The organism is Nostoc sp., assembly GCF_036917615.1.
Classification (GTDB): Bacteria; Cyanobacteriota; Cyanobacteriia; order Cyanobacteriales; family Nostocaceae; genus Nostoc.
Genome location: NZ_JBALCZ010000047.1, coordinates 39,391 through 60,840, shown reverse-complemented (window position 1 = coordinate 60,840; position 21,450 = coordinate 39,391). Strand labels below are relative to the sequence as shown.

General features: G+C 41.8%; 17 protein-coding genes and 1 tRNA gene. 11 read left to right on the top strand and 7 right to left on the bottom strand.

Annotation, left to right across the window (positions count from 1 at the left end; translation table 11 throughout):
- The first annotated feature begins 98 nt into the window (after positions 1-98).
- Entirely contained in the window at positions 99-773 is a 675-nt protein-coding gene (locus tag V7K85_RS16180; protein WP_334814654.1) for a transposase, read from the top strand.
- Between the two features lie 111 nt (positions 774-884).
- Here V7K85_RS16180 and V7K85_RS16175 read toward each other — a convergent pair whose 3' ends face one another.
- Positions 885-1,313, bottom strand: a complete 429-nt coding sequence (locus tag V7K85_RS16175) for a KTSC domain-containing protein (protein WP_334814653.1) — start codon at positions 1,311-1,313, stop codon at positions 885-887.
- A 416-nt stretch (positions 1,314-1,729) separates the two neighbouring features.
- The gene (locus V7K85_RS16170) at positions 1,730-2,566 is read right to left on the bottom strand and encodes a class I SAM-dependent methyltransferase (RefSeq protein ID WP_334814652.1); all 837 of its coding nucleotides are present in this window, start codon (positions 2,564-2,566) and stop codon (positions 1,730-1,732) included.
- Between the two features lie 68 nt (positions 2,567-2,634).
- Between V7K85_RS16170 and V7K85_RS16165 the strand changes: the two genes are divergently transcribed.
- From V7K85_RS16165 to V7K85_RS16155, 3 genes are all read left to right on the top strand, one after another.
- Positions 2,635-2,898 (top strand): cupin domain-containing protein, encoded by a 264-nt coding sequence (locus tag V7K85_RS16165; RefSeq protein ID WP_334814651.1) that lies wholly within the window; start codon positions 2,635-2,637, stop codon positions 2,896-2,898.
- Positions 2,899-3,043: 145 nt separating this feature from the next.
- Entirely contained in the window at positions 3,044-3,319 is a 276-nt protein-coding gene (locus V7K85_RS16160; RefSeq protein WP_334814650.1) for a hypothetical protein, read from the top strand.
- Positions 3,320-3,818: 499 nt separating this feature from the next.
- Positions 3,819-4,091: a GlsB/YeaQ/YmgE family stress response membrane protein gene (locus V7K85_RS16155; protein ID WP_334814649.1), complete on the top strand. Its 273-nt coding sequence runs from the start codon at positions 3,819-3,821 to the stop codon at positions 4,089-4,091.
- A gap of 292 nt (positions 4,092-4,383) precedes the next feature.
- Here the strand turns inward: V7K85_RS16155 and V7K85_RS16150 are convergent, their stop codons facing one another.
- The gene (locus V7K85_RS16150) at positions 4,384-5,550 is read right to left on the bottom strand and encodes a nucleotide-binding protein (protein ID WP_334814648.1); all 1,167 of its coding nucleotides are present in this window, start codon (positions 5,548-5,550) and stop codon (positions 4,384-4,386) included.
- A 303-nt stretch (positions 5,551-5,853) separates the two neighbouring features.
- Here V7K85_RS16150 and V7K85_RS16145 point away from each other — a divergent pair, with 303 nt between their 5' ends.
- Together V7K85_RS16145 and V7K85_RS16140 are read left to right on the top strand one after the other, a co-directional pair.
- Positions 5,854-6,684 carry a metallophosphoesterase gene (locus tag V7K85_RS16145; RefSeq protein WP_334814647.1) on the top strand — a complete coding sequence of 277 codons (831 nt, stop codon included), beginning with the start codon at positions 5,854-5,856 and terminating at the stop codon, positions 6,682-6,684.
- Positions 6,685-6,938: 254 nt separating this feature from the next.
- Positions 6,939-7,772 carry a metallophosphoesterase gene (locus V7K85_RS16140; protein WP_334814646.1) on the top strand — a complete coding sequence of 278 codons (834 nt, stop codon included), beginning with the start codon at positions 6,939-6,941 and terminating at the stop codon, positions 7,770-7,772.
- Between the two features lie 539 nt (positions 7,773-8,311).
- Here V7K85_RS16140 and V7K85_RS16135 read toward each other — a convergent pair.
- The 3 genes from V7K85_RS16135 to V7K85_RS16125 all read right to left on the bottom strand — a co-directional run bounded on the left by V7K85_RS16135 (position 8,312) and on the right by V7K85_RS16125 (position 11,569).
- A complete protein-coding gene (locus V7K85_RS16135; RefSeq protein WP_334814645.1) occupies positions 8,312-9,073 on the bottom strand; it encodes a hypothetical protein in 762 nt (253 codons plus the stop codon).
- 296 nt (positions 9,074-9,369) lie between these two features.
- Positions 9,370-10,800: a DnaJ domain-containing protein gene (locus tag V7K85_RS16130; protein WP_334814644.1), complete on the bottom strand. Its 1,431-nt coding sequence runs from the start codon at positions 10,798-10,800 to the stop codon at positions 9,370-9,372.
- Between the two features lie 157 nt (positions 10,801-10,957).
- The gene (locus V7K85_RS16125) at positions 10,958-11,569 is read right to left on the bottom strand and encodes a J domain-containing protein (RefSeq protein WP_334814643.1); all 612 of its coding nucleotides are present in this window, start codon (positions 11,567-11,569) and stop codon (positions 10,958-10,960) included.
- 28 nt (positions 11,570-11,597) lie between these two features.
- Here V7K85_RS16125 and V7K85_RS16120 point away from each other — a divergent pair, with 28 nt between their 5' ends.
- The 4 genes from V7K85_RS16120 to V7K85_RS16105 all read left to right on the top strand — a co-directional run bounded on the left by V7K85_RS16120 (position 11,598) and on the right by V7K85_RS16105 (position 19,763).
- On the top strand, positions 11,598-12,695 hold the full coding sequence (locus tag V7K85_RS16120; protein WP_334814642.1) for a tocopherol cyclase family protein: 1,098 nt from the start codon (positions 11,598-11,600) through the stop codon (positions 12,693-12,695).
- 33 nt (positions 12,696-12,728) lie between these two features.
- Positions 12,729-12,802, top strand: a tRNA-Arg gene (locus V7K85_RS16115).
- Between the two features lie 503 nt (positions 12,803-13,305).
- Positions 13,306-14,643 carry a P-loop NTPase fold protein gene (locus V7K85_RS16110; RefSeq protein WP_334814641.1) on the top strand — a complete coding sequence of 446 codons (1,338 nt, stop codon included), beginning with the start codon at positions 13,306-13,308 and terminating at the stop codon, positions 14,641-14,643.
- Positions 14,613-19,763, top strand: a complete 5,151-nt coding sequence (locus V7K85_RS16105; protein ID WP_334814640.1) for an nSTAND1 domain-containing NTPase — start codon at positions 14,613-14,615, stop codon at positions 19,761-19,763. The genes V7K85_RS16110 and V7K85_RS16105 overlap by 31 nt, the downstream gene beginning before the upstream one ends.
- A gap of 163 nt (positions 19,764-19,926) precedes the next feature.
- Here V7K85_RS16105 and V7K85_RS16100 read toward each other — a convergent pair whose 3' ends face one another.
- Positions 19,927-20,169, bottom strand: a complete 243-nt coding sequence (locus tag V7K85_RS16100) for a hypothetical protein (RefSeq protein ID WP_334814639.1) — start codon at positions 20,167-20,169, stop codon at positions 19,927-19,929.
- A 286-nt stretch (positions 20,170-20,455) separates the two neighbouring features.
- Here V7K85_RS16100 and V7K85_RS16095 point away from each other — a divergent pair, with 286 nt between their 5' ends.
- Entirely contained in the window at positions 20,456-21,388 is a 933-nt protein-coding gene (locus V7K85_RS16095; RefSeq protein WP_334814638.1) for a hypothetical protein, read from the top strand.
- The last annotated feature ends 62 nt before the right edge of the window (positions 21,389-21,450 follow it).

The window sequence follows — 21,450 nt, the reverse complement described above, 5'->3', positions numbered from 1 at the left end:
CATTGGTCATTTTGCATGGCTTAGTCTAAACTCCAGTTGGTCAAGGATACAGTACAATTGCATGGATACCAGAGGATTCAGGTAGTTGGGCATTACCTTTGAGGCATGAGCGGATCACCAGTTGGGAAAATCCGATTGAAAAAGCAGTTTGGCAACTAAAACAGGTGTGTGAGCATTTACCCACCAGACCGATTTCAGTTTGGGACAGTGAGTATGGATGTGCGCCTTTTTTCTTAAAAACAGCTAACATTGCAGTAGATATTTTAGTCCGGTTGCGTTCAAATTTGTGTTTATGGGGTGAACCAGGAGCTTATTCTGGCAAGGGCTGTCCCAGAAAACATGGTGATAAATTCAAGTTGAATGAACCAACAACATGGGGCCAAGCAGCATCCGTCTTGGAGGTAGATGATCCGCAATTAAAACGGGTACGGGTTAGCCTGTGGAAAAATTTGCATTTCCGTAAAGCGGTGACACGACCGATGTCACTTTTAAGAGTTGAACGTCTCGATGCACAAGGTAACTTAAAAGAGTTAAAACCTTTGTGGTTGGCTTGGGTAGGAGAAGAGATGCCACCCATAGAACAAGTCTGGCGACTTTACTTGCGTCGCTTTACCATTGACCACTGGTATCGCTTTTTAAAACAACGTCTACATTGGACTGTTCCCAAGCTAGGTACTCCCAAGCAATGTGAAAGGTGGAGTGACTTAATGCCCCTGATGACTTGGGAGTTGTGGTTAGCCCGTGATATTGTGACTGACAATCCTTTACCTTAGCAGAAGTCCCTTGACAAATATTGTTTAGTCTAAACTCCAGTAATGAATTCCAAGCCTTTTTATCCAAAGCCTAGACAATGCAAGAATTATTGAAAACCCTATATGCAATTATTAGTCAATAGTATAATCTGCATTATCTAGACGATCACAGTCATATCTACCTTTAATCTCTTGATTGAAAAAGCTACCAACTGAGTCAGAGGAATGTAAATCTTCCCAAGTATCCTCGTCTACGCCTAAGTACTGATAAACAGATCCACTTTGAAACTCAACTTGCAAAATGTGTTCGTTGTGATCGTAGCCTACAGCCATAGCCATTGAAGAGACAACTGGTAGCATGACAATTGGTTCTTCTTCAAAGGGTAGTGCAGTCGTTTCAGTGATAACCTCGTTCAGTTCTTGCAATCCTTCATAAGCTTGTATCGGCGCGGGAATTTCCAAAAACTCCTGTTCCTCGCCTTGGTCGAGCAACAACTGCAAATATCCATCAGAGTGAGCGATCGCTACCAAACTGCTCAAGTCTACCTTAGATAGCTTCATTTATTTTTTGCTTTCCTGTTGGCATAGTCGGGAGTGTTAAAGTTTTATGCAACACTTAAGTGCCTTTATAGTACGAAAATACTATAAAGGCACTTTGCTGTCAAGTTTTTTTCACCAAGCGAGAATTTTAGGTGTGTAGAGACGCGAAAGCATTGCGGTACGTTAGCGTAGCGGGGCGTAGCGGGGCGTACTCCTACGGAGAAGCAAGCTAGCAAGAGCGTCTCGTAGAGAAGCTTAGTGCAATTTTGCCTCTCTACGGGATTTATCGGTAAGTGTATTTCTGATCTGAACTGTATTAGTCTAATGAAAAAGACCTCTCCCTGGTTTGACTACGCAAAACCGTCCCTCTCCGAGTCGGAGAGGGAAGATTTGAACTTTAGTTCAAGTCAGGGAGAGGTTAATCGAACTCACGTGTATTAGTCTATTGGCTTGCAACCAAAGGTATAAAAAGTTGTGATATCGTTCCAAATACCTTGTTGCGTTACCAATACTGCCAATTCTGCTTCAAATTCCGCCTTAAGTTTCTCCAATTGCCCAGATGAGAGTTGGTTCATGGGATTTGGAAATTGTCCAGGTGCTGGATGAGAACCTCCAGACCACATCCGCTTTGCCTGTTGTAGGCTAATATAACTACCGTCTTGCTCAGACTTAATTTCAATCGCCTCAAAGCCTGCTGTTTTTAGTAGGTCATGGCACTTTTCAATAGTGCCTGTCGGTTTACTGAATGCGAGTGAAACGCCATACTTTTGGGCGACTTTTTGCATAGTTACCCCTCCCACAAAAGCGGTGTCTGCGAATGCATGAAACCCAATTAGCCCACCAGGTTTGAGCAATTGATGCCAAAGGCGTAATGCGGCAAGAACGTCAGCCATCCAAATCAGGGCTGAGGAACATAGGACAACATCAAAACTGTTGGCTGGAAAGTGCAGTTTCTCAGCATCCGCGAGTACAAGCTCAAGATTATTCAGCCCCAACGCCTCAATCTTGCGTTCTGCCTGTTCAAGCATCCCAGTTGAAATGTCCACTCCAACAACTCGACCTGTAAAACCAACAAGCTGTGCTGCTTTAATCGCCACCATACCTGTGCCAGTTGCAATGTCTAAAACATGCTGTCCTTGGCTAATTTGTGCATGTTCAACCAGACGATGAGCAATTCGAGGATGCCAATCGCCCTGATCATAAGTTTGGCCTCTACAGCTGTATAAATCCGCAATCTGTTGTTTATATTCATTTAGATCAAGTTGTTGATTCATAATTCTCTTACAAACAGTGTTTTTTGTCTGACATAATGCTAGAACACTGATTCAAAGAGGTAAAGAACATGTCAGAACAGACTTTTATTCAAACCGACTTTGAGCTACCGCTGGACATTGAGCAGTTTCCTGGTGCTAAGTTTTTACCTCTAGCCGAGCCTGTATCACAAGGTTCAATACACCTACTGACAATGAAGGCGGGTACAACGATTCCTATTCATACTCATCCTTGTGATGAGTATGTTTATGTGATGAACGGAGTTGTGGAAACTGGGGGAAAGAGTTGTTCGGCTGGAATTTTTTGGTTCCTAATACCTAATTTTCAATACTAATACCCACTACCTTATGCCCAATGCCCTTAAAGCTTGCTTCTTGCATCAAGCTATGAGATATTGCATATAAATAACAGTAAATCTATCGAATTACCGTAGTTTAGAATTAAATGCTTCAGTCTTTAAGTATAAAGGAGTAATTAAAATGACAATTGCCCGACAAAACACAGCAGCATCCTTACCAATCACCATTCAGGATTCCGAAAGCGTGGATATAGGCAGCCTGTGGAAGCTTGTGCGACTAGGTGGATCACAACTAAAGGGATTTTGGTGGCGCACTAAGACATATATAACTATTCTGGGCGTTATGCTGCTGACCTTGGTAAGTTTAATTTTCCTAAGTATGCATTGGTCTTACCGCCGACTGTTCCCATTTATCAGCCATCAAGTCATTGGTAGTGATCATGGGATAAGCAATTAAAAATTAAAAGCTAGACATGAAGTTGGCTCGCCGATAGCGTTAGCGAGTCAGACGCTACGCACAGTCGCTAAGGCAATGCTTACGAGCGTCAGCATCTTCTCTACCTTGGGCTGCGCCAACGAGTCTTGTCTGCGACACGCTGTTCGCGTTCGAGCGTCACAGCCCATCGTCTTAATCGCCTGATTTTGCTTCCTTTACATTACTTTAGAGACAGTCTTTGAAAACTCAGCTTAATTCTTCTAGTAGAGGAGAGAGCTAATTAAAAATGCATATACTGCTTTTACCAAGCAATAGTTTGATCAGCTCCTAGTTAAAGACCTACTAGGAGCTTTTTTTTAATTGATTATCTACCTCAATGGAGGCATATATCAAAAAACCTGGTTGCGATTAAACTATTCCTTATGGATATTCATAATTAATTCTGATGGTAGATGGAGTCAAAAGATTAAGATTGCTAATATTTAGTTGTGAGTAAAAACGTTTTAGCGAATTAAAAACAATGAATATTCTTGCTTGGATTGTTTTAGGTCTAATTGCTGGTGCGATCGCTAAAGCTATCTACCCCGGTCATCAAGGTGGCGGAATTCTGGCAACAATCTTACTCGGAATCATCGGTGCTTTTGTTGGCGGTAGTTTAGGTGTATTTTTCAATACAGGAACGTTAGCTTTAGCAGCTCCTGGTCTTAGCATTCCAGGTATTGCCCTAGCAGTTGTTGGTGCAATAATTGCAGTTTTCCTATGGAATTTATTAACCAACCGCAGTGCTGTATAAAAACAAAATTGCGGACAATGAACTAGAAAAATTTAGGGAATTCATTTAACTATTTTTATCTGTGAATTAAATCAAAAAAATAGTGCTAGCATGTAATTAAGGCTGGCACTATTTTTTTAATTAGTGATAAATAAAATAATAATTGATGGTAATCTAATGCGGTGCGATCGCAGTTAAGAAATTTCCATTTAAAAAAATATCCATTAATCGTAGGGTGTGTTAGCGATAGCGTAACGCACCACGAAAGATTAAGATGATGCATGGTGGTCGATTACGAATTTTATTAAGAGTCTTAATTAGCTCTAAGAATTCCTATACCAGCTTCTCTTTCAATATAATCTGCTAAATTGATAAAATCTTCACGCGGGTAGCATCTTCCGCCAACCAGATCAAACGCTAATCTACTAGCAGGATTTTCTGGGTTTTCGAGTATATGTATACCCCAGTAGTAAAGTAGGTCGCTAGCCCGAATACAAACTTCTTCTGGATCTATACAATGAAACTTATTATCTATTTTGCTAATTTCCTTATAAGCATTAGAATAAACTACTTTTAAAAGCCTTAAACGCTTAATGCCAGGATCTTTAAAATTGTTAACTAGCACAAATAAATGAGCTACATTATTGATTTTACGTATTTGTGTAACAGTTTCTTGAATAACTTTACCATGCTTACTTATTCCTAGTGGATTGAAGGTTGTTGGGATAATACAATAATCTAATCGCTTAACTAGCTGCGGGGGATTACGTTCTAGTGCTGGTGAGCAATCGCAAATTACTATTTGACAGTCACGGGCAGCATCTTCATTCCAATCATCTCCATCAAACACTTGAATAGTTGTACCTATACCTTTAGGATTGGGAACAAAAACACCCTCACCTACTAATTTTTGCAGATTTTGTTCCGGGTCTAAGTCCACAAGCGCCACATTAAATCCTTGCAGCGCTAATGCTCCTGCTAAATGCCCTGCTACCGTTGTTTTTCCTACTCCGCCTTTACATGTAAAAACTCCAAAATAAACTTTTTTTGGCGTAGTTTCTTCGTTAAGCTTCGTATTATATCCGTCACCAATCTCGGAACCGCCATCAATGGCAACCAGCTTATTTTCATGGGCAATCCCACAGCGAACTTTAGTATCTTTACCCCAGGTTCTAATTAATGCCAATGCTGGGCCGCTAAATCCTTTTGTCGTTATGAACCAACCAAAATTAAATTTTTTGCTTTCGTCAGAATCTAAAAAGTCAGCAAACTTTAAAAGCTGCGGCGTTGTTACGTTAGCTTTTAGCCATTTAACCTGAACAACACCAACTAGGTTTCCTTTGGTGACCACTAGATCATAGCCAGGTTGATTGGTCTTTGCAGTTTCAACTGTCCAATCTGCTTTATGGAGCAGTTTTGCTACGTGCTGCTCAAAGTGGGTAAAATCCTGGATGAATTGTGGCTCTAATGGTGATGACATAAACAGCTTTAGGTGTTTTGGTTGAATCCGGTAGTATGTACTACAGTATACTCTACCAAAATAAACCCTGACCGTATAGTTGATTTATATACGTAACATGAATCACTACTCTCCTGTCTTTCAGAGAAATGCACTATACTCTCACATAAATTAACAGCATTACGTCTGATTTAAACTAGTATAAATACACTAAAATCTAGAGGTTTAATGAAATTTTCAAGAAGTTGCACTGGTCACTATACACAAATCGACAAATGTTCAGTTAAGCTGTAAGCGCTATGATTGAGCTTTATTGAACGTCTTATGCATTGGTTATTATCTGGGCCGTTGAGTATAGAGAAATTGACGGTTAACATTGCAGGTTTGCCTGCATCGTTACAAGGTAAGAAGCTGGTGCAGTTGTCAGATTTTCACTACGATGGTTTGCGGCTGTCGGAAGACATGTTAGAAAAAGCGATCGCAGTTACTAACGAAGCTGAACCAGATTTAATTCTATTAACTGGTGATTACGTAACAGACGATCCGACGCCGATTCACCAACTGGCACTTCGACTCAAACATCTGCAAAGTTGCAGTGGTATTTATGCTATTCTTGGCAATCACGATATATATTACAGACACGCAAAAGCAGAAGTTACACAGGCGTTAACTAGCATTGGAATTCACGTCCTTTGGAACGAAATTGCCTATCCACTAGGAAAAGAATTGCCACTTGTTGGACTGGCGGATAGTTGGTCACGGGAATTCCACCCCGCACGAGTCATGAATCAACTAAACCCTGACACACCCTGCATCGTTTTATCCCACAACCCAGATACTGCGGAGATACTGCAAGCATGGCGAGTTGATTTACAATTATCTGGTCATACTCACGGTGGTCAAATCGTGATTCCCGGAATTGGCCCTGCGGCGTTGTTTTACGAAAAGCTTGTAAAAAAAATACCCAAAAAAGTGCGGCGTCGAGTCCCATTTTTGCAAGTAAATGTTTCTGTAGTCAGCCATTGGGAATGGGTACAGGGTTTCCATCGGCTAGGAAAAAATCAGCTATATGTCAATCGTGGTTTGGGAACTTACCTCCCAGGACGCTTATTTTGCCGCCCAGAAGTTACTATAATCACCCTACAAGGTGAATGATCATGCAGGAGGTGGTCAGTGAGCGGCTAGTGAGCGCAGTCGAACCATACCGTACCACTTCGTGGAAGCAAGCTACGCGCAGCGCCTCGTAGAGAAGTGTAGAAGGAAAACCCTATAACTAAATTCAGGGATTTCAAATAAATTAATTAGTTAATTGTATCTGGAGTATCTGATATAAATTCTTGCAGTTTCTCAAGTTACATTTTGATTTTTGGTAAGCTGTAAGCGCTGGTATGAGGAGTATCGGTTGTCTTATGCATTGGTTGTTTACGGGACATTTAAGAGTAGATAAAATAACGGTTAAGATTGCGGAACTTCCAGCATCTTTACAAGGTACAACGCTAGTGCAGTTGTCAGACTTTCACTACGATGGTTTGCGGCTGTCGGAAGACATGTTAGAAAAAGCGATCGCACTTACTAACGAAGCTGAACCGGATTTAATTCTATTAACTGGTGACTACGTAACTGACGATCCGACGCCAATTCACCAACTGGTGCTTCGACTCAAACATCTGCAAAGTCGCTGTGGTATCTACGCCGTACTTGGTAATCACGATATCTATTACAGCCATTCAAAAGCAGAAGTTACACAGGCGTTAACTAGCATTGGGGTGCATGTGCTTTGGAATGAAATCGCCTATCCACTAGGAAAAGAATTACCATTGGTAGGACTAGCTGATTATTGGTCACGGGAATTCCACCCCGCACCAGTCATGAATCAACTAGACTCCGTTACACCCCGCATCGTTTTATCCCATAACCCAGATACAGCCAAGATATTGCAACAATGGCGCGTAGATTTGCAACTATCTGGTCATACCCACGGCGGTCACATCGTAATTCCGGGCATTGGCCCTGTAGTATTTTATTATAAAAAACTACTCAAACAAATTCCCAAAAAATTACGGCGTTGGGTAACATTTTTCCTGGGAGACTGCTCGAAAGTAGTGCGATATTGGGAGTGGGCGCAAGGGTTTCACAAAGTGGAAGAAAATCAACTATATGTCAATCGGGGTTTAGGAACTTATAAACCAGGACGTTTATTTTGTCCGCCAGAAGTGACTGTAATTACCTTAATTAGTCATTAACAATTCTGAACTTTTTAGCTAACTCAAAGCAGAAACCGCCTGAAGCTACGATGGATAAATATCAGCAGCTTGGGGCGGTTTCTTGAAGATTAGATAATTCAGAAGTAAATAACTTAAACTTTGGTGGACAGTATTCGCTATCGCTTTACTCAGAATTGCACATCCTTATATTCCAACTAGGCAGGCATTTTCTGGCTGTGCGTTCTAAAACCTCCAAAACAACTCATTGAACTCAAGGCAAAAACACATTCAATGGATGCTACAACTTCAGAGTGATGTCTACGACGGGCTATGCCTACGCAAGAATATTAGAGCAGGAGGCACAGGCTCTAACTTGAAAGTTTTCGTTTAACTTTTAACCTGTTTGTACCTGGCTCTTAATCTAGCATTCTGTTTGTTCAGTTACACCACATGTTTACTAAACTTGAATACCATTAATCTATTGCAACAATTCAGAAATATTGCTTAAAATTTTTCCCACTTGTTAGATGTTGGCGTTAATGCCAGCATTATCAAGTGGGCTGAAAGTTCAGAAGCCGTTATTGAGCAGAACCGCCTGTAGTACTATCACCTGCGGTAGAAGAACCGCTATTAGATTTACTATTTGACTGGTCTACTCCTTGAGGTGGAGTGGTTTTAGAGGTATCACTTTTCGTATCTGGAGCGACAGTCTTAGTAGAAGTATCGCCTTTGCCCTGCGAAGTCGGAGTATTACTCGTTGGACTCGTCGGGCTTTGTGTTGCTTTGGGAGTTGGCTGAGTTGCAGAAGGTGCTTTTTGTGCCGCAGGCTGCTGGGGTGGAATAGTAATGTTAATATCCGGTTGGCGAGGTGCAGATGGAGGTATAACCTGCTGTTGTGGAACAGGAACAAGAACAGGTACTTCCTTAGTTCTTTCGATTATCCTCGTTTGTGGTTGAGGAGATGCACTGGGGGTTGGACTACTCTTACTCGGTACAGGAACCACGACCGGCACAGTATTGTTAACCGCTGCGTTATTCTGCTGGTTAAAGTACCAGACCCCACCTATAACCAAACCAAGCAGGGAAGTAATGATAATACCCAACAGCAAACCACCACTAGCATTGTTATTGTCACGCTCGGCTAAATCGGCTTGCTGATTGCTACGCTCAGTATTTCGACCTTGTACGTAACCGTTAGCGTAAGAGTTGGGATTAGCTGTGCTGTTCTTGACTGTTTCAGTGGTTCGCGTCAAGTCAGTGTGAGTATTACCATTAATATCAGTGTAAGATTCTTGCTTAACTTCACTGTTTTTCCTTTCGTGTTCATTGGGAATAGACATAGCTGTTGATTTAACTCCTCAGATACGATATTGACAAACTAAAGCTTTGTAAGAACAAGAGGTTTTTAAGAGTTGAAAAATGTATGTTGCTGATAAATATTGAGTTTTATTTGCTACCCAATTGCTGGTAATTCTCAGGATAACCTCTGTAATCAGCAAGTGGCTCTACCTCTAGGGAGTTAATACTTAATCAAAAGAAAGAGTACCTCCAAAGATAGATGTTATTAAACTGCCAGGTGATGCATTGATAAAAAATCTAGTAATTTACTGAAATCATCTAAATTTTTAATTTGTCGTTAGACATCGCAGCGGCAAATTTTAATTGTCATGTCTCTACTACCACTAGCTAGGGTTTTGCCATCGGGACTGAAAGCGACAGAGTTAACCCAATCCGAATGGTTATCGAAAGTGTAAAGATTTTGTGCAGTGCTAACATCCCATAGCTTCACAGTATGATCTGCACTACCACTAGCAAGATGCTGACCATCGGGGCTAAAAGCTACAGACCAAACATAATTATGATGTCCCGCAAGTGTGTTAATTAGCTTACCTGTACTGATGTTCCATAACTTGATAGTCTGGTCATAACTGCCACTAGCTAAAATTTGCCCATCAGGGCTAATGGCAACACAAGTCACCCAACCTGAATGCCCGTTGAGACTTTGTAGCAATTTCCTACTTTTAAAATTCCACAGCTTAATGGTATTGTCTGCACTACCACTGATTAAAATCTGCTGCCTTGGGCAAATAGCAAGGGAGTAAACTAAGTAGGAATGACCTTTGAGGACGTGCAACAATTGTCCCATGCCTATATGGGAAATCTTGATAGTGGTGTCTCTACCGCCACTGAGGACAGTCTGACCATCCGGACTAATGATCACACAAAAAACTGGGGTTGAATGTACTTTGAGGGTGCTGAGTAATTTCCCGGTAGACACTTGCCAAATCATCATGCTCCCGTCATCACTGCCACTAACGAGAGTTTGGCTATCTGGGCTAAAGGCTAGGCATCTTACCCATTTTGTATGACCAGTGAGAGTATGTAGCAATTTTCCTGTGTCAAGATGCCAAATTTTGATAGTTTTATCAGTACTTCCACTAGCCAGAGTTTGCCCATCTGGACTAATTACAGTGGTAAAAACCCAATTCAGATGAGTTAGGGTGTGTACACATTTCCACGGTGAAGGTTGAGGTGGTGGTGTTGGTGGTTTTGGCGGTGATGATGCAGGTTTGGGTGGTGCTTTTTTCTCTTTCAGTTCCAGTTCTGCGGCATTTTTAAAATCAGACCAAGCTCTATTTTCATATCCTAGTTTTGAGCAAGCAAGCCCTCGGTATCTGTAGGCTTCAACGTAGTTAGGGTTGAGACGAATTGCTTGGGTAAAGTCTTCAATTGCTTCACTATATTTACCTCTTTGAGCTTTCTCCATTGCCTGCTTGTAAAAACTTTCAGCATTATATGGAGTGGAATCAATTTTGGTAGAAGTAGAAGTAGAAGTAAAAGCAGATTGATTTATCTCATTTGGCTGATAAGACTTTAACCTTGCATAAGCTTGATTAATTTCTTTGATTTTTTCTTCCGCTTCTAGCTTTTGCTGCGGTTCAAGAAAACAATCTGGATGCCAAGTCTTAGCCATCTGGCGGTAAGCTTGCTTGACCTCATTAACAGATGCACCTGGTTTCAACCCCAGGATATTGTAAACATAATTTATATCGAGGCGATCGCTCATACTCGGAAGACTAAGAAATCAGCAGCAAATCAAACTATACTTAGTATTCCCAAGTATAAGTATTATCTAACTCAAGATATGGTGTCGCCGTCTGAAGCAACACGCACTCTTGGGCACAGCAATGCTGTGCCCCTACGAATGATATATATTCCGCTTCTTATCTCCAACGTCGATTTAGCCGCAGTAAACTTTTTATCCTCTGACAAAATCTTTCTACCAGAGGTTTAGGTTTAGATCCAGGTCTAGCTGATCGTGAACTACGTGCAGCGCCCGGATTTTTTAACTCTTGTTCTATTTGTGCAGCTTTATTTAAATCTGAAGCGGCTCTATATTCGTATCCCAGTTGAGAGCAAACTAGCCCACGATATTTATATGCGTCAATATAGTGAGGATTGAGGCGAATTGCGTGGGTAAAATCTGCGATCGCCTCCTCATATCTTCCTTCTGTAGCATTCTCTACTCCCCAAGTATAGAATGTTTCTGCATCCCAACGATTGACAGATATTTTTGTGGGATTTGTAGGCGAAGATGAAGATGGATTTTCACTAGTGGAAGGCTCGGATGGACTTTCAGATTTGAGCTTGTTGTAAGCTGCGTTGATTGATTTGATTTTTTCTTCAGCTTCCTGCTTTTGCTCTTGTTCAAGAAAGCGATCAGGATGCCAAATTTTCACCAGTTGACGGTAAGCTCGCTTCACCTGTGCTGGCGACGCACCGGGTTCCAACCCAAGAATTTCATAAGCATGATTGAGATCAAGGTCATCGCGCATACTGAGAAATAGGCAACTATGTAAATCTATGTTAACTATTCCCCTAAATCTCCTTCAATCAACCCAAACCCCCCATTCTGGTTATCACTGGGATGGTAGTAGTCGCCGCTTCTTTGAAGGCTGGTATTACCGCGTCACTTTGCCGGAAATTGGGCAAACATTCGCCTTTATGTACTCCATTGAAGACCCCATCGGCGGTAAACCCCACAGCGGCGGTGCAGCCCAAATCCTCGGCCCGGATGACGAGTATTTATGCCGTACTTTTCCTGATGTAAAGAAATTTTGGGGTAGTCGAGATGTCCTGGGTTTAGGTCATTGGGGTAAAACGGATTTGCAAGTTTCTCCCCTATACCTCCTGCCAGCAGAGTTTGAGCATCATGTTCAAGAAGGATATCAAGCCACAGCCACCTTGAATCAGGGAATAATTAGCGATCGCGCCACCAATAATTATTGCCGTTGGCAGTATGAAATTCAATCAGTATACGGTTGGGGCAATCAAAATAGCATTCAGCAATCAACCGCAGGCTGGCTATCGTTCTTGCAGATTTTTGAACCGGGATGGCAAATTTTAATGGCTCACGGTTTAGCCAGTGGGAAGATTGACTGGAATGGCAAAATCTACGAATTCACCAATGCCCCAGCCTACGGCGAGAAAAATTGGGGTGGTGCTTTTCCCCAAAAATGGTTTTGGATAAATTGTGATTCCTTTGAGGGCGAACCCGACTTAGCATTAACTGCTGGCGGTGGACGGCGGGGTGTGCTGTGGTGGATGGAATCTGTAGCGATGATTGGCTTGCACTATCAAGGCAAGTTTTATGAATTCGTTCCTTGGAATTCCCAAGTAAACTGGGAAATTCAGCCTTGGGGTAGATGGCAAATGAAAGCTAGTAACTACAATTACGAAATTGAATTAACAGGAACTACGCATCTACCTGGTACACCTCTACGTGCGCCCACAGCAGAAGGTTTAAGATACTGTTGCCGAGACACCATGCAAGGAAAGTTAAATTTAGAATTACGAGAATTAAATGGCAGAAAATCTCAAATAATCCTGAAAGCAGAAAGTTTTCTTTGTGGTTTAGAAGTAGGCGGCGGCTCTTGGGATAATTGTTGGCAGTCTCGCTAAAAATACTGCTATGATTATATATGCTTCATAGTTGGGGTTGTAGCTCAGTTGGATAGAGCGGACGCCTCCTAAGCGTCAGGTCGTGCGTTCAAGTCGCACCAGTCCCGTAAGCAAAAAATCCCTAAGACCTTAACTAATAGCAGGTCATAGGGATTTTATTTTTTACTGTAGTCGCCAGAAAAGAGTAAAAGTATTCTAGATTTGAACCGCAATCCCCGCTAGGGGCGCACAGCTAGCTGTTCGCCCCGACAGTATGGTTTAATTACCTAAAAATTGCTGTAACAGAACTCTATATTCAAAAACACTCCAAAATTGTACCTAACAGTACCTTTTTTTGGATTAGATATTTTTATGATTGATAAGATAAACTTATTTTGTATCCGAAATTTTTGGAAGTATTACTTCTAGTAGTATTTCTGCTTATTTAAAATAAAATATCAGGATTGCCTTGTGCTAGATGAAACCTAGATATGAACAATTATCCGGAATACTGCTAATTTAGTTAGTATTTTGAGTTAGATGTACTTAAATTAAGGCAGAAATTTCCTAAAACCAATATATTTATTCAGTAGATTTTGTCATCCCCATTCCTGAGTGAACTCGATTAGTTATGCTCCTAGATTTAGAAAGATTTTATCAAGCTTGCAATCCGAGCAGACCTCTAATCATAGGAAATGCCAGCGATCGCCGATACTATATCGATTTTGCTGCGGTGCGGGGTGGTAAAATCATCGAAGCTTTGCAGCGCACGATCGCTCGAATCTCGCCGGATGCACCAACTTGTCAGCTATTTACAGGACATCTCGGCTGTGGGAAATCAACGGAGTTGTTGCGCCTCAAAGCTGAGTTAGAGGAGCAGCAATTTCATGTAGTTTACTTTGAGTCTACCCATGTCTTAGAAATGGCAGATGTGGATGTGACTGATATTTTGTTGGCGATCGCCGGTCAGGTGAGTGAAAGCCTAGAAGCGATGAAAATTAGGCTCAAACCTACCTACTTTACCAAGTTGTTTGGTGAACTTGTGGATTTCTTGCAAACGCCAATTGACCTTGGGGTAGAAGCAGAGTTGTCTGTGGGAATTGCCAAAATTACAGCTAAAACTAAAGAAAGCCCCCAATTGCGGCGGCGGTTAAGAGATTATCTAGAACCGCGAACAGCAAATATTTTACAGTCAATTAATCAAGAATTGCTAGAACGTGCCAACAAGGAACTGAAAGCCAGGGGTAAAAAAGGACTAGTAGTTATTGTTGATAATTTGGATAGAGTTGCAATTCGACCTTTACCATCCGGGCGATCGCTGCCAGAATATTTATTTATTCAGCGCGGTGAACAGTTACGCAAACTGAATTGTCATGTAGTCTACACTATTCCCTTAGCCCTGACTTTCTCCAACGATAGCGCCGAACTTCAACATCGTTTGGGGGGAGGAGTAGCACCAAAAGTGTTACCGATGATACCTGTGCGTCTGCGCTCTGGGGAGATTTTCCCGCAAGGGCTAACAATGTTGCGGCAAATGGTGCTAGCTAGAGCTTTTCCAGACATTTTGGCCAGCGATCGGTTAGGCTTAATTACAGAAGTGTTTGATAGTCTGGAAACCTTAGATCGATTGTGCTTGATTAGTGGTGGTCATGTGCGCGACTTGCTAGGTTTACTGTTTGACTGTTTGCGAGAACAAGATCCACCCTTTGAGCGGGAGTGTGTCGAACTGGTGATTCAAAGACAGCGGGATTACCGAACTAACGCCATCGATCCCCATGAGTGGGAATTAATCTTTCAGGTGGTGCAACAGCAGAGGGTTAGAGGTGATATAGAATACTACACTCTCTTGCGAAGTTTATTTGTATTTGAATACCGTGATCATCAGGGAGCTTGGTTTGCCGTCAACCCAGTTTTAGCAGAGACAGAAAAATTTAAATCATGGTTGAACGACACCCACAAGCAGATATAACAGCAGCTAACGAGCGGGCTCTGCGGAGTTTAGGGAGAGCAATTGCCCTTTCTAGCGGTCAATTCTCCCTGGTTTTGGTGTGCTGCAATTATCGAGTTTTGCAAGAGCTAATGCTGCAACAACTCGAAGAACTCTCTTCAGGAGTACACCAAATTCAAAAGGTAGTTCTGCCGCATAATGCTAGAAGCCTTTACACAAGTATTCATTTACAACTACTAACTAAAAATAATCCGCCATCGGCGTTGATGATCTTGGGTTTAGAGTCAGTAGATGGACTCGATGATCTACTTAGGTCTATCAATCATATTCGGGATGAATTTCGCAAACGCCACCCATTTCCAATGATTTTGTGGGTGAATGAAGAAGTGTTGCAAAAGGTGGTGCGTTTAGCACCAGATTTCGCTAGTTGGGCGGCTACACCGATTCAGTTTGAAATGACAACTCAATCGCTGCTGCAATTTCTGCAACAGGAAACTGACTCTTTATTTGCCACGGTGTTACCAACCAATGCTGCACCACACCAACCTCCGGAAGTTGCAAAGCATTATTCAACTGTAGAGCAAGTCTGGAAACATAGCTATGAACTCCACTTTGGCATTAGAGAGTTGCACAATCGTGGTATTACCCTAGAGCCAGAATTGCACGCTAGTTTAGAATTTGTTTTTGGTTTAGATAATTATATTAGCGATCGCATCAATACAGCTTTAAGCCATTTTCAGCAAAGCTTGCAAGTTTGGCAAAAGTTGGTGGAGACAGGGGATGAGGGAGCAGGGGAAGCAGGGGAAGCAGGGGGAACAGGGGGGGATGAAGAAGTATTTTCTTCCTCATCTCCTCCATCTCGCCCATCTCCCCTACTTCTGCGACAGGGAGTTTTACTGTTTTATATTGGGCTGTGTTATTGCCGTTTTGCAGAGCAAAATCAAACAGAAAACCGCCGCCATTGGTACACAGCTAAATCTTATTTTCAGCAGTGCTTGAATGTGTTACAGGTGGCTGGGCGTTCAGATATAGTTGCTGGATTTATTGGTCAACTCGCAGAAGTTTTACAATATCTGCAAGAGTGGGAAGAGTTGCAGACGGTTGCTCAAAAGTCTCTGGAGTTACATCAAACTTATGGTAGTCAAATCCAATTAGCTTGTGACTACGGTTTTCTGGCGCAAGTGGCTGTGCAGCAATCGCGGTGGGTACAGGCGAGTATATTAGCACACGTATCACTGCTGAAATTAGGTGAAGCGCAAAAGCACAACGACCCTTATAACTGCTTCTTTCCATTATTAATGGGGCAGATTTACTATTTAGTTTTAGCGAAAGCACAGCGAAAGTTAGGTGAGCTAGAAGTAGCTCGTGAATACCTGGACAAGGGGACACAAGAACTGCCGGCAGCCTTAGAAAGCAGTGCCCATCAATACGATGCCCATCGTTATATTCGCCTATTGCGGAGACTGCGATCGCTGTACTTTGAAGAAGGGCGCTATTTGGAAGCCTATTACATTCGACAGAAACGGCGTTCTGTTGAGCAGCAGTACGGTTTTCGGGCTTTTATCGGTGCAGGGCGTTTGCAACCGCAAAGACAGGCGACAAACCCAGCATTGATGTCATCTTCTGGGAGTAGCAGCGTTGCTTTAGAAATTGCTGCTTCTGGTCGGGAGCGTGATATTAATAACTTAATTGGCAGAATTAGCCGCGCCGATCAAAAGTTGACGGTGATTCATGGTCAGTCAGGGGTGGGTAAGAGTTCTACCGTGACTGCGGGTTTAGTTCCAGCACTGCAAAATCGAGCCATTGGCGATCAAATAGCCGTACCTGTAGTACTGCAAGTTTACACCGACTGGGCACGGGAATTAGGAAAATCTTTAAGTGAGGCGATGTCTAGTGACGCATCCCTTGCCATCTACGCTGACATCATACCAGAAGTAGCCATTGAACCGGAAGCTTTGCCCTACTCTGCTACACCTATTACCATCGTCAGAATTTTACAACAACTCCAAGAAAATGCTGATAACCATCTGATCACAGTTTTAATTTTTGACCAATTTGAAGAATTTTTCTTTGGTTATAGCGATCGCAATCAAAAGCAAGAATTTGATAAATTTATTAGTGACTGCCTCAAAATCCCCTTTGTCAAAGTTATCCTTTCCTTGCGAGAAGATTATTTACATCGGTTATTAGACTTTAAACATCTTTCGGCACTGGAAGCGATTAACAACAATATTCTCGACAAGCATATTCGCTACCAGTTAAATAATTTTACGCCAGAATATGCGAAAGCGATTATCCGAAAGTTAACTGGGCGATCGCAGTTTAATTTAGAACCTGCTTTAATTGATGCCTTAATCGAAGATTTATCAACAGAATTTGGAGAAGTCCGCCCTATTGAATTGCAAGTTGTGGGAGCGCAAATCCAAGATGAGCGAATTACTACACTAGAAGAATATCAGCCATATAGACCTAACAAACTTATCGAACGATATCTTAAGGAACTGATCAAAGACTGCGGCCCAGAAAATGAACGAGCCGCGTTACTTGTCTTATACTTATTAACAGATGAAAGTAATAACCGACCTTTTAAAACTCGTGCTGAGTTAGCAGCACAGCTAGCAGAGTTAGAAGATGCTAGCAAATTAGATTTAGTATTAGACATTTTAGTTAGCTCCGGTTTAGTAGTACTATTCCCTGATGTACCAGAACGCTATCAACTGATTCACGATTATTTAGTAGACTTGATTCGCTACCTGCAACAACAAGAATCGAGCTTACAAGTACAACTAAATCAGCTGCGCTACAAAGTAGAACAGAGTCAAGCTGAGATTGAGCGACTTAAGAGCGAACTTAGCCAAAAAAAGCAGCGTTCAAAATCGGTAGATCCTCATCCCCAACCGGGATTGGACTTATTAACAGAATTGCGGGAATTACAGAAACGCGAAGAATTGAGCCAGTTAGAAATTGAGCAATTGCGAGCTGAACTCAAAGAGAAAGAATTAACCGCTAAACTCGCAGAAAGTCAAAAGAAACAAAGGCTTAGTGAAGCTCAATTAAATCGTTCGCTAAAAATTGCCCTGACTGCTTCTGTTCTCGCCATATTAGGATTAAGTGTTTCTATAGTCACAGCAGTAGATAGCGAAATTAAAACCCTCAGTGCATCCAGTGAAGCCCTCTTTGCCTCGCAAAAAGGTATTGATGCTTTAAAGGAAGGTTTAAAAGCGGCGAGAAAATTACAACAAACAGTCTGGGTAGATTCCTATACAAGAGAGGAAGTACAGACGGCACTCTATCAAGCAGTTTCTGGGGTAAGAGAGTATAACCGCTTAGAAGGGCATATATCTGGGGTAAATAGTGTTACATATAGCCCTGATCGCTCTTTAATTGCCTCAGCCAGTGCGGACACTACAATTAAACTTTGGCGTCCTGATGGTAGCTTGGTCAAAACCTTGTCAGGGCATGAAGATGTAGTTAATAGCGTCAGTTTCAGCCCAGATGGTCAAATCCTTGCTTCCGCCAGTCAGGACAAGACGGTGAAACTTTGGAGTCGAGAAGGTCAATTGCTTGCTACTCTATTAGGGCATCAGGGTGTGGTGAATAGTGTCAGTTTTAGCCCTGATGGTCAGATTATTGCCTCCGCGAGTACAGACAAGACAGTGAAACTGTGGAGTCGGGATAACAAGCTGCTCAAAACCTTACAAGGACATGATGGTGCAGTTTTAAGTGTCGCTTGGTCGCCTGATGGTCAAACCATTGCTTCCGGGAGTGCTGACAAGACGGTGAAATTATGGAGTCGAGATGGCAAGTTGCTCAAAACCTTGCAGGGACATGATGATGCAGTCAAAAGTGTAGCTTGGTCACCCGATGGTAAAACTATTGCTTCTGCTAGTTTAGACCAGACAATCAAACTGTGGAATCTGGAGGGTAAGCTACTGCGAACCTTATCAGGGCATAGTGCTGGAGTCACCAGTGTCAGTTTTAGCCGTGATGGTAAGACGATCGCTTCCGCAAGTACCGATGAGACAATCAAACTGTGGAGTTCTGAAGGTGTGTTGCTTGGCACACTGAAGGGACATAATAATTGGGTTAACAGTGTCAGTTTCAGCCCAGACGGTCGTACCCTCGCTTCTGCAAGTCGGGACAAAACTATTAAACTCTGGCATTGGGACGATGTGCTGCTGCGAAAGCCCAAAGCTGATAATGATGACTGGGTTACTAGCATCAGTTTTAGCCCAGACGATCGCACCTTGGCAGCAGCAAGTCGAGACAAAACTATAAAACTTTTCAGTCGAGACGGGAAACTACTCCGTATATTCACGGGGCATAAAGGTCAAGTTTGGGGAGTTAGTTTCAGCCCTGATGGTCAAGCGATCGCTTCGGCTAGTAAAGATAAAACGGTGAAGCTTTGGAGTAGTGACGGTAAACTACTCAACACTTTACAGGGTCATAATGATGCCGTTTTGGGTGTTGCTTGGTCACCTAATGGTCAAATAATTGCCTCGGCTAGTAAAGATAAAACGGTGAAGCTTTGGAGTCGGGACGGTAAACTGCTCAACACCTTGCAGGGACATCAAGATGCGGTGAACTGGGTGAGCTTTAGCCCTGATGGCAAGTTGCTAGCCTCAGCCAGTGATGATAAAACCGTGAAAATCTGGAGTGTAGATGGTAAATTACTATACACTTTAACTGGTCATAGTCGCCGCGTAAATGGGGTTGCTTGGTCACCTGATAGTCAGGCGATTGCTTCAGTTAGTATTGATAGTACAGTGAAGATTTGGAGCCGGGACAGTCAGCTGTTAAATGATCTTGCGGGGGATGGCGATAGTTTTATCAGTGTGAGTTTTAGCCCAGATGGCAAGACTTTAGCAGCTAGCAGTGATGACAAAGTGAGGATTTGGAACCGCGAAGGGACGTTGCTGATTGCTTTGAAAGGTGATAAGCAAGAGTTAACCAGCGTCAGTTTCAGTCATGATGGCAAAACTCTGGCTGCGGGTAGTGGTAATGGCACAGTAATTTTCCAGAATTTGGCAGGTATCCAACTCGAAAATTTACTGGCACAGGGTTGCTATTTGCTACACGATTATTTGCAGACTAATCAGAAAGTGATGAATAGCGATCGCGCCTTGTGTTCTGGTAGGTGATGGAGATTTTGTTCCCATTCAGATCGTTAATTTAAAATGAACGTCAAGCTTTGAAATTACTTAAAGCAATTAGCACCCAAATTCTTCTCTAAGCCTGCGCCTTAAATCTCCAGAGATAGGTAGCCAGCTAATTTCTTGGCAGATATTATTACGAGTTTCCCCATTATTGCAAGCGCTGTCTATAGATGGCTATTAACAACGCTTCTAGACCAAACCTAGATAACATGTCAGCTGCCAAGCCTATTATTCCCAGCAGAACTATACCACCAATCATCCCTCCTGGCCCCAACATTGCTAAAGCTGCTGTAATAGCAGCAGCACCAGTAAGACCTGTAGTAGCCATTGTAATTAGAAGTATAATTACAGGCAAACCTATTCCAGCAGCTTTTCTTACGAATTCATCCATACTATATCCTCTGGTAAATACTTGTAAGCTGTTGCGTATTTAATTTGTATATGCGACGCGGGCAAGATGCCCGCACTACAATAATTTTACATTTTCGTCTTATACAATTTAGCTGCACATCAGCTTATAACAGACTCATTGGGGTTTCAAGTTTAGTGTTCCCCAAAATTTGTACGGCTCAACATTAAATAACAATTGTTCTATAGCGCAGTGATTTGAGGTTGGTTATGGGGAAATATTACAACAGTACAATTTCTAGCAGTTATAACTGTAATTATTTATCAGTATGCTTGTATTCTTTATTCATGGTGTCAACACTCAGAATTCTAGATATGCTGACGCACTCATAAAAAAAATCCGCAAAAAGCTAGCAACCCCTGCCAACTTTTACTCAAGTTTCTGGGGAAACTTATTCAACAATAAGAAACATCAAACTATTGAATGTCTTGAAAAAGATTTTTCTAGAGTTTGTGAACACCATAAAGAATATAAAGGTTCGTATGATGATATTTACAGATACAAAAAACGAAGAAATGATATAATCAATAATTTTTTAGGTGATTTTTTAATCTATCAAAATCCCGATCGCGGTAAAGCAATACGTAAAACTATCGTTGTACAACTGAGTCAGTTCTTAAATGACCACTCCAATCAACAAGAAATTCATTTGATTGCTCATTCTCTAGGTAGTTTTATTATGTGGGATCTGATTTTTTCAAATACTTTAGACAACGATGATCCAGCTTTTATTTTTCGTGAGAAACTAAATCTGTTAAATTTAGCTAGCATTACGACACTGGGTTCTCCTCTCTTATTCCTTAAGCAAATGCTAGATATTGATTTCTCAGTTATCAATTATTATTTTCAAAAATTTAATAAAGAAGAAACTGCTGGATTGCAAAAATTAAGATGGGTAAATATAATTCATTCCTCTGACTTAATTGCCTATCCTCTGAAAGCTGCGATAGAAGATGAAATTAGCTCGAATTTATTATTCTGCGATCAGTATGTGTGGCAGTATGCAAACGCGATGGAGAAAACATTAAAAAATATGGGTCAATCAGATATGGCAATGGTTGTTGGAGCAGAAGATGCTCATTCTTCGTACTTCTACGATAATCTGGATGGTGATATCACATCAGACATTATTGCATCTAATTTGTTAGGAAAGACTCAAAAACTTTTAGAAAGGTGTGTCCATCAAAGACCTATGGCATGATTGAAGCCATAGACAAAGCTGTACATCTTGGTAGCATTGAGTGAAGTACCTGTCAGCAAAGG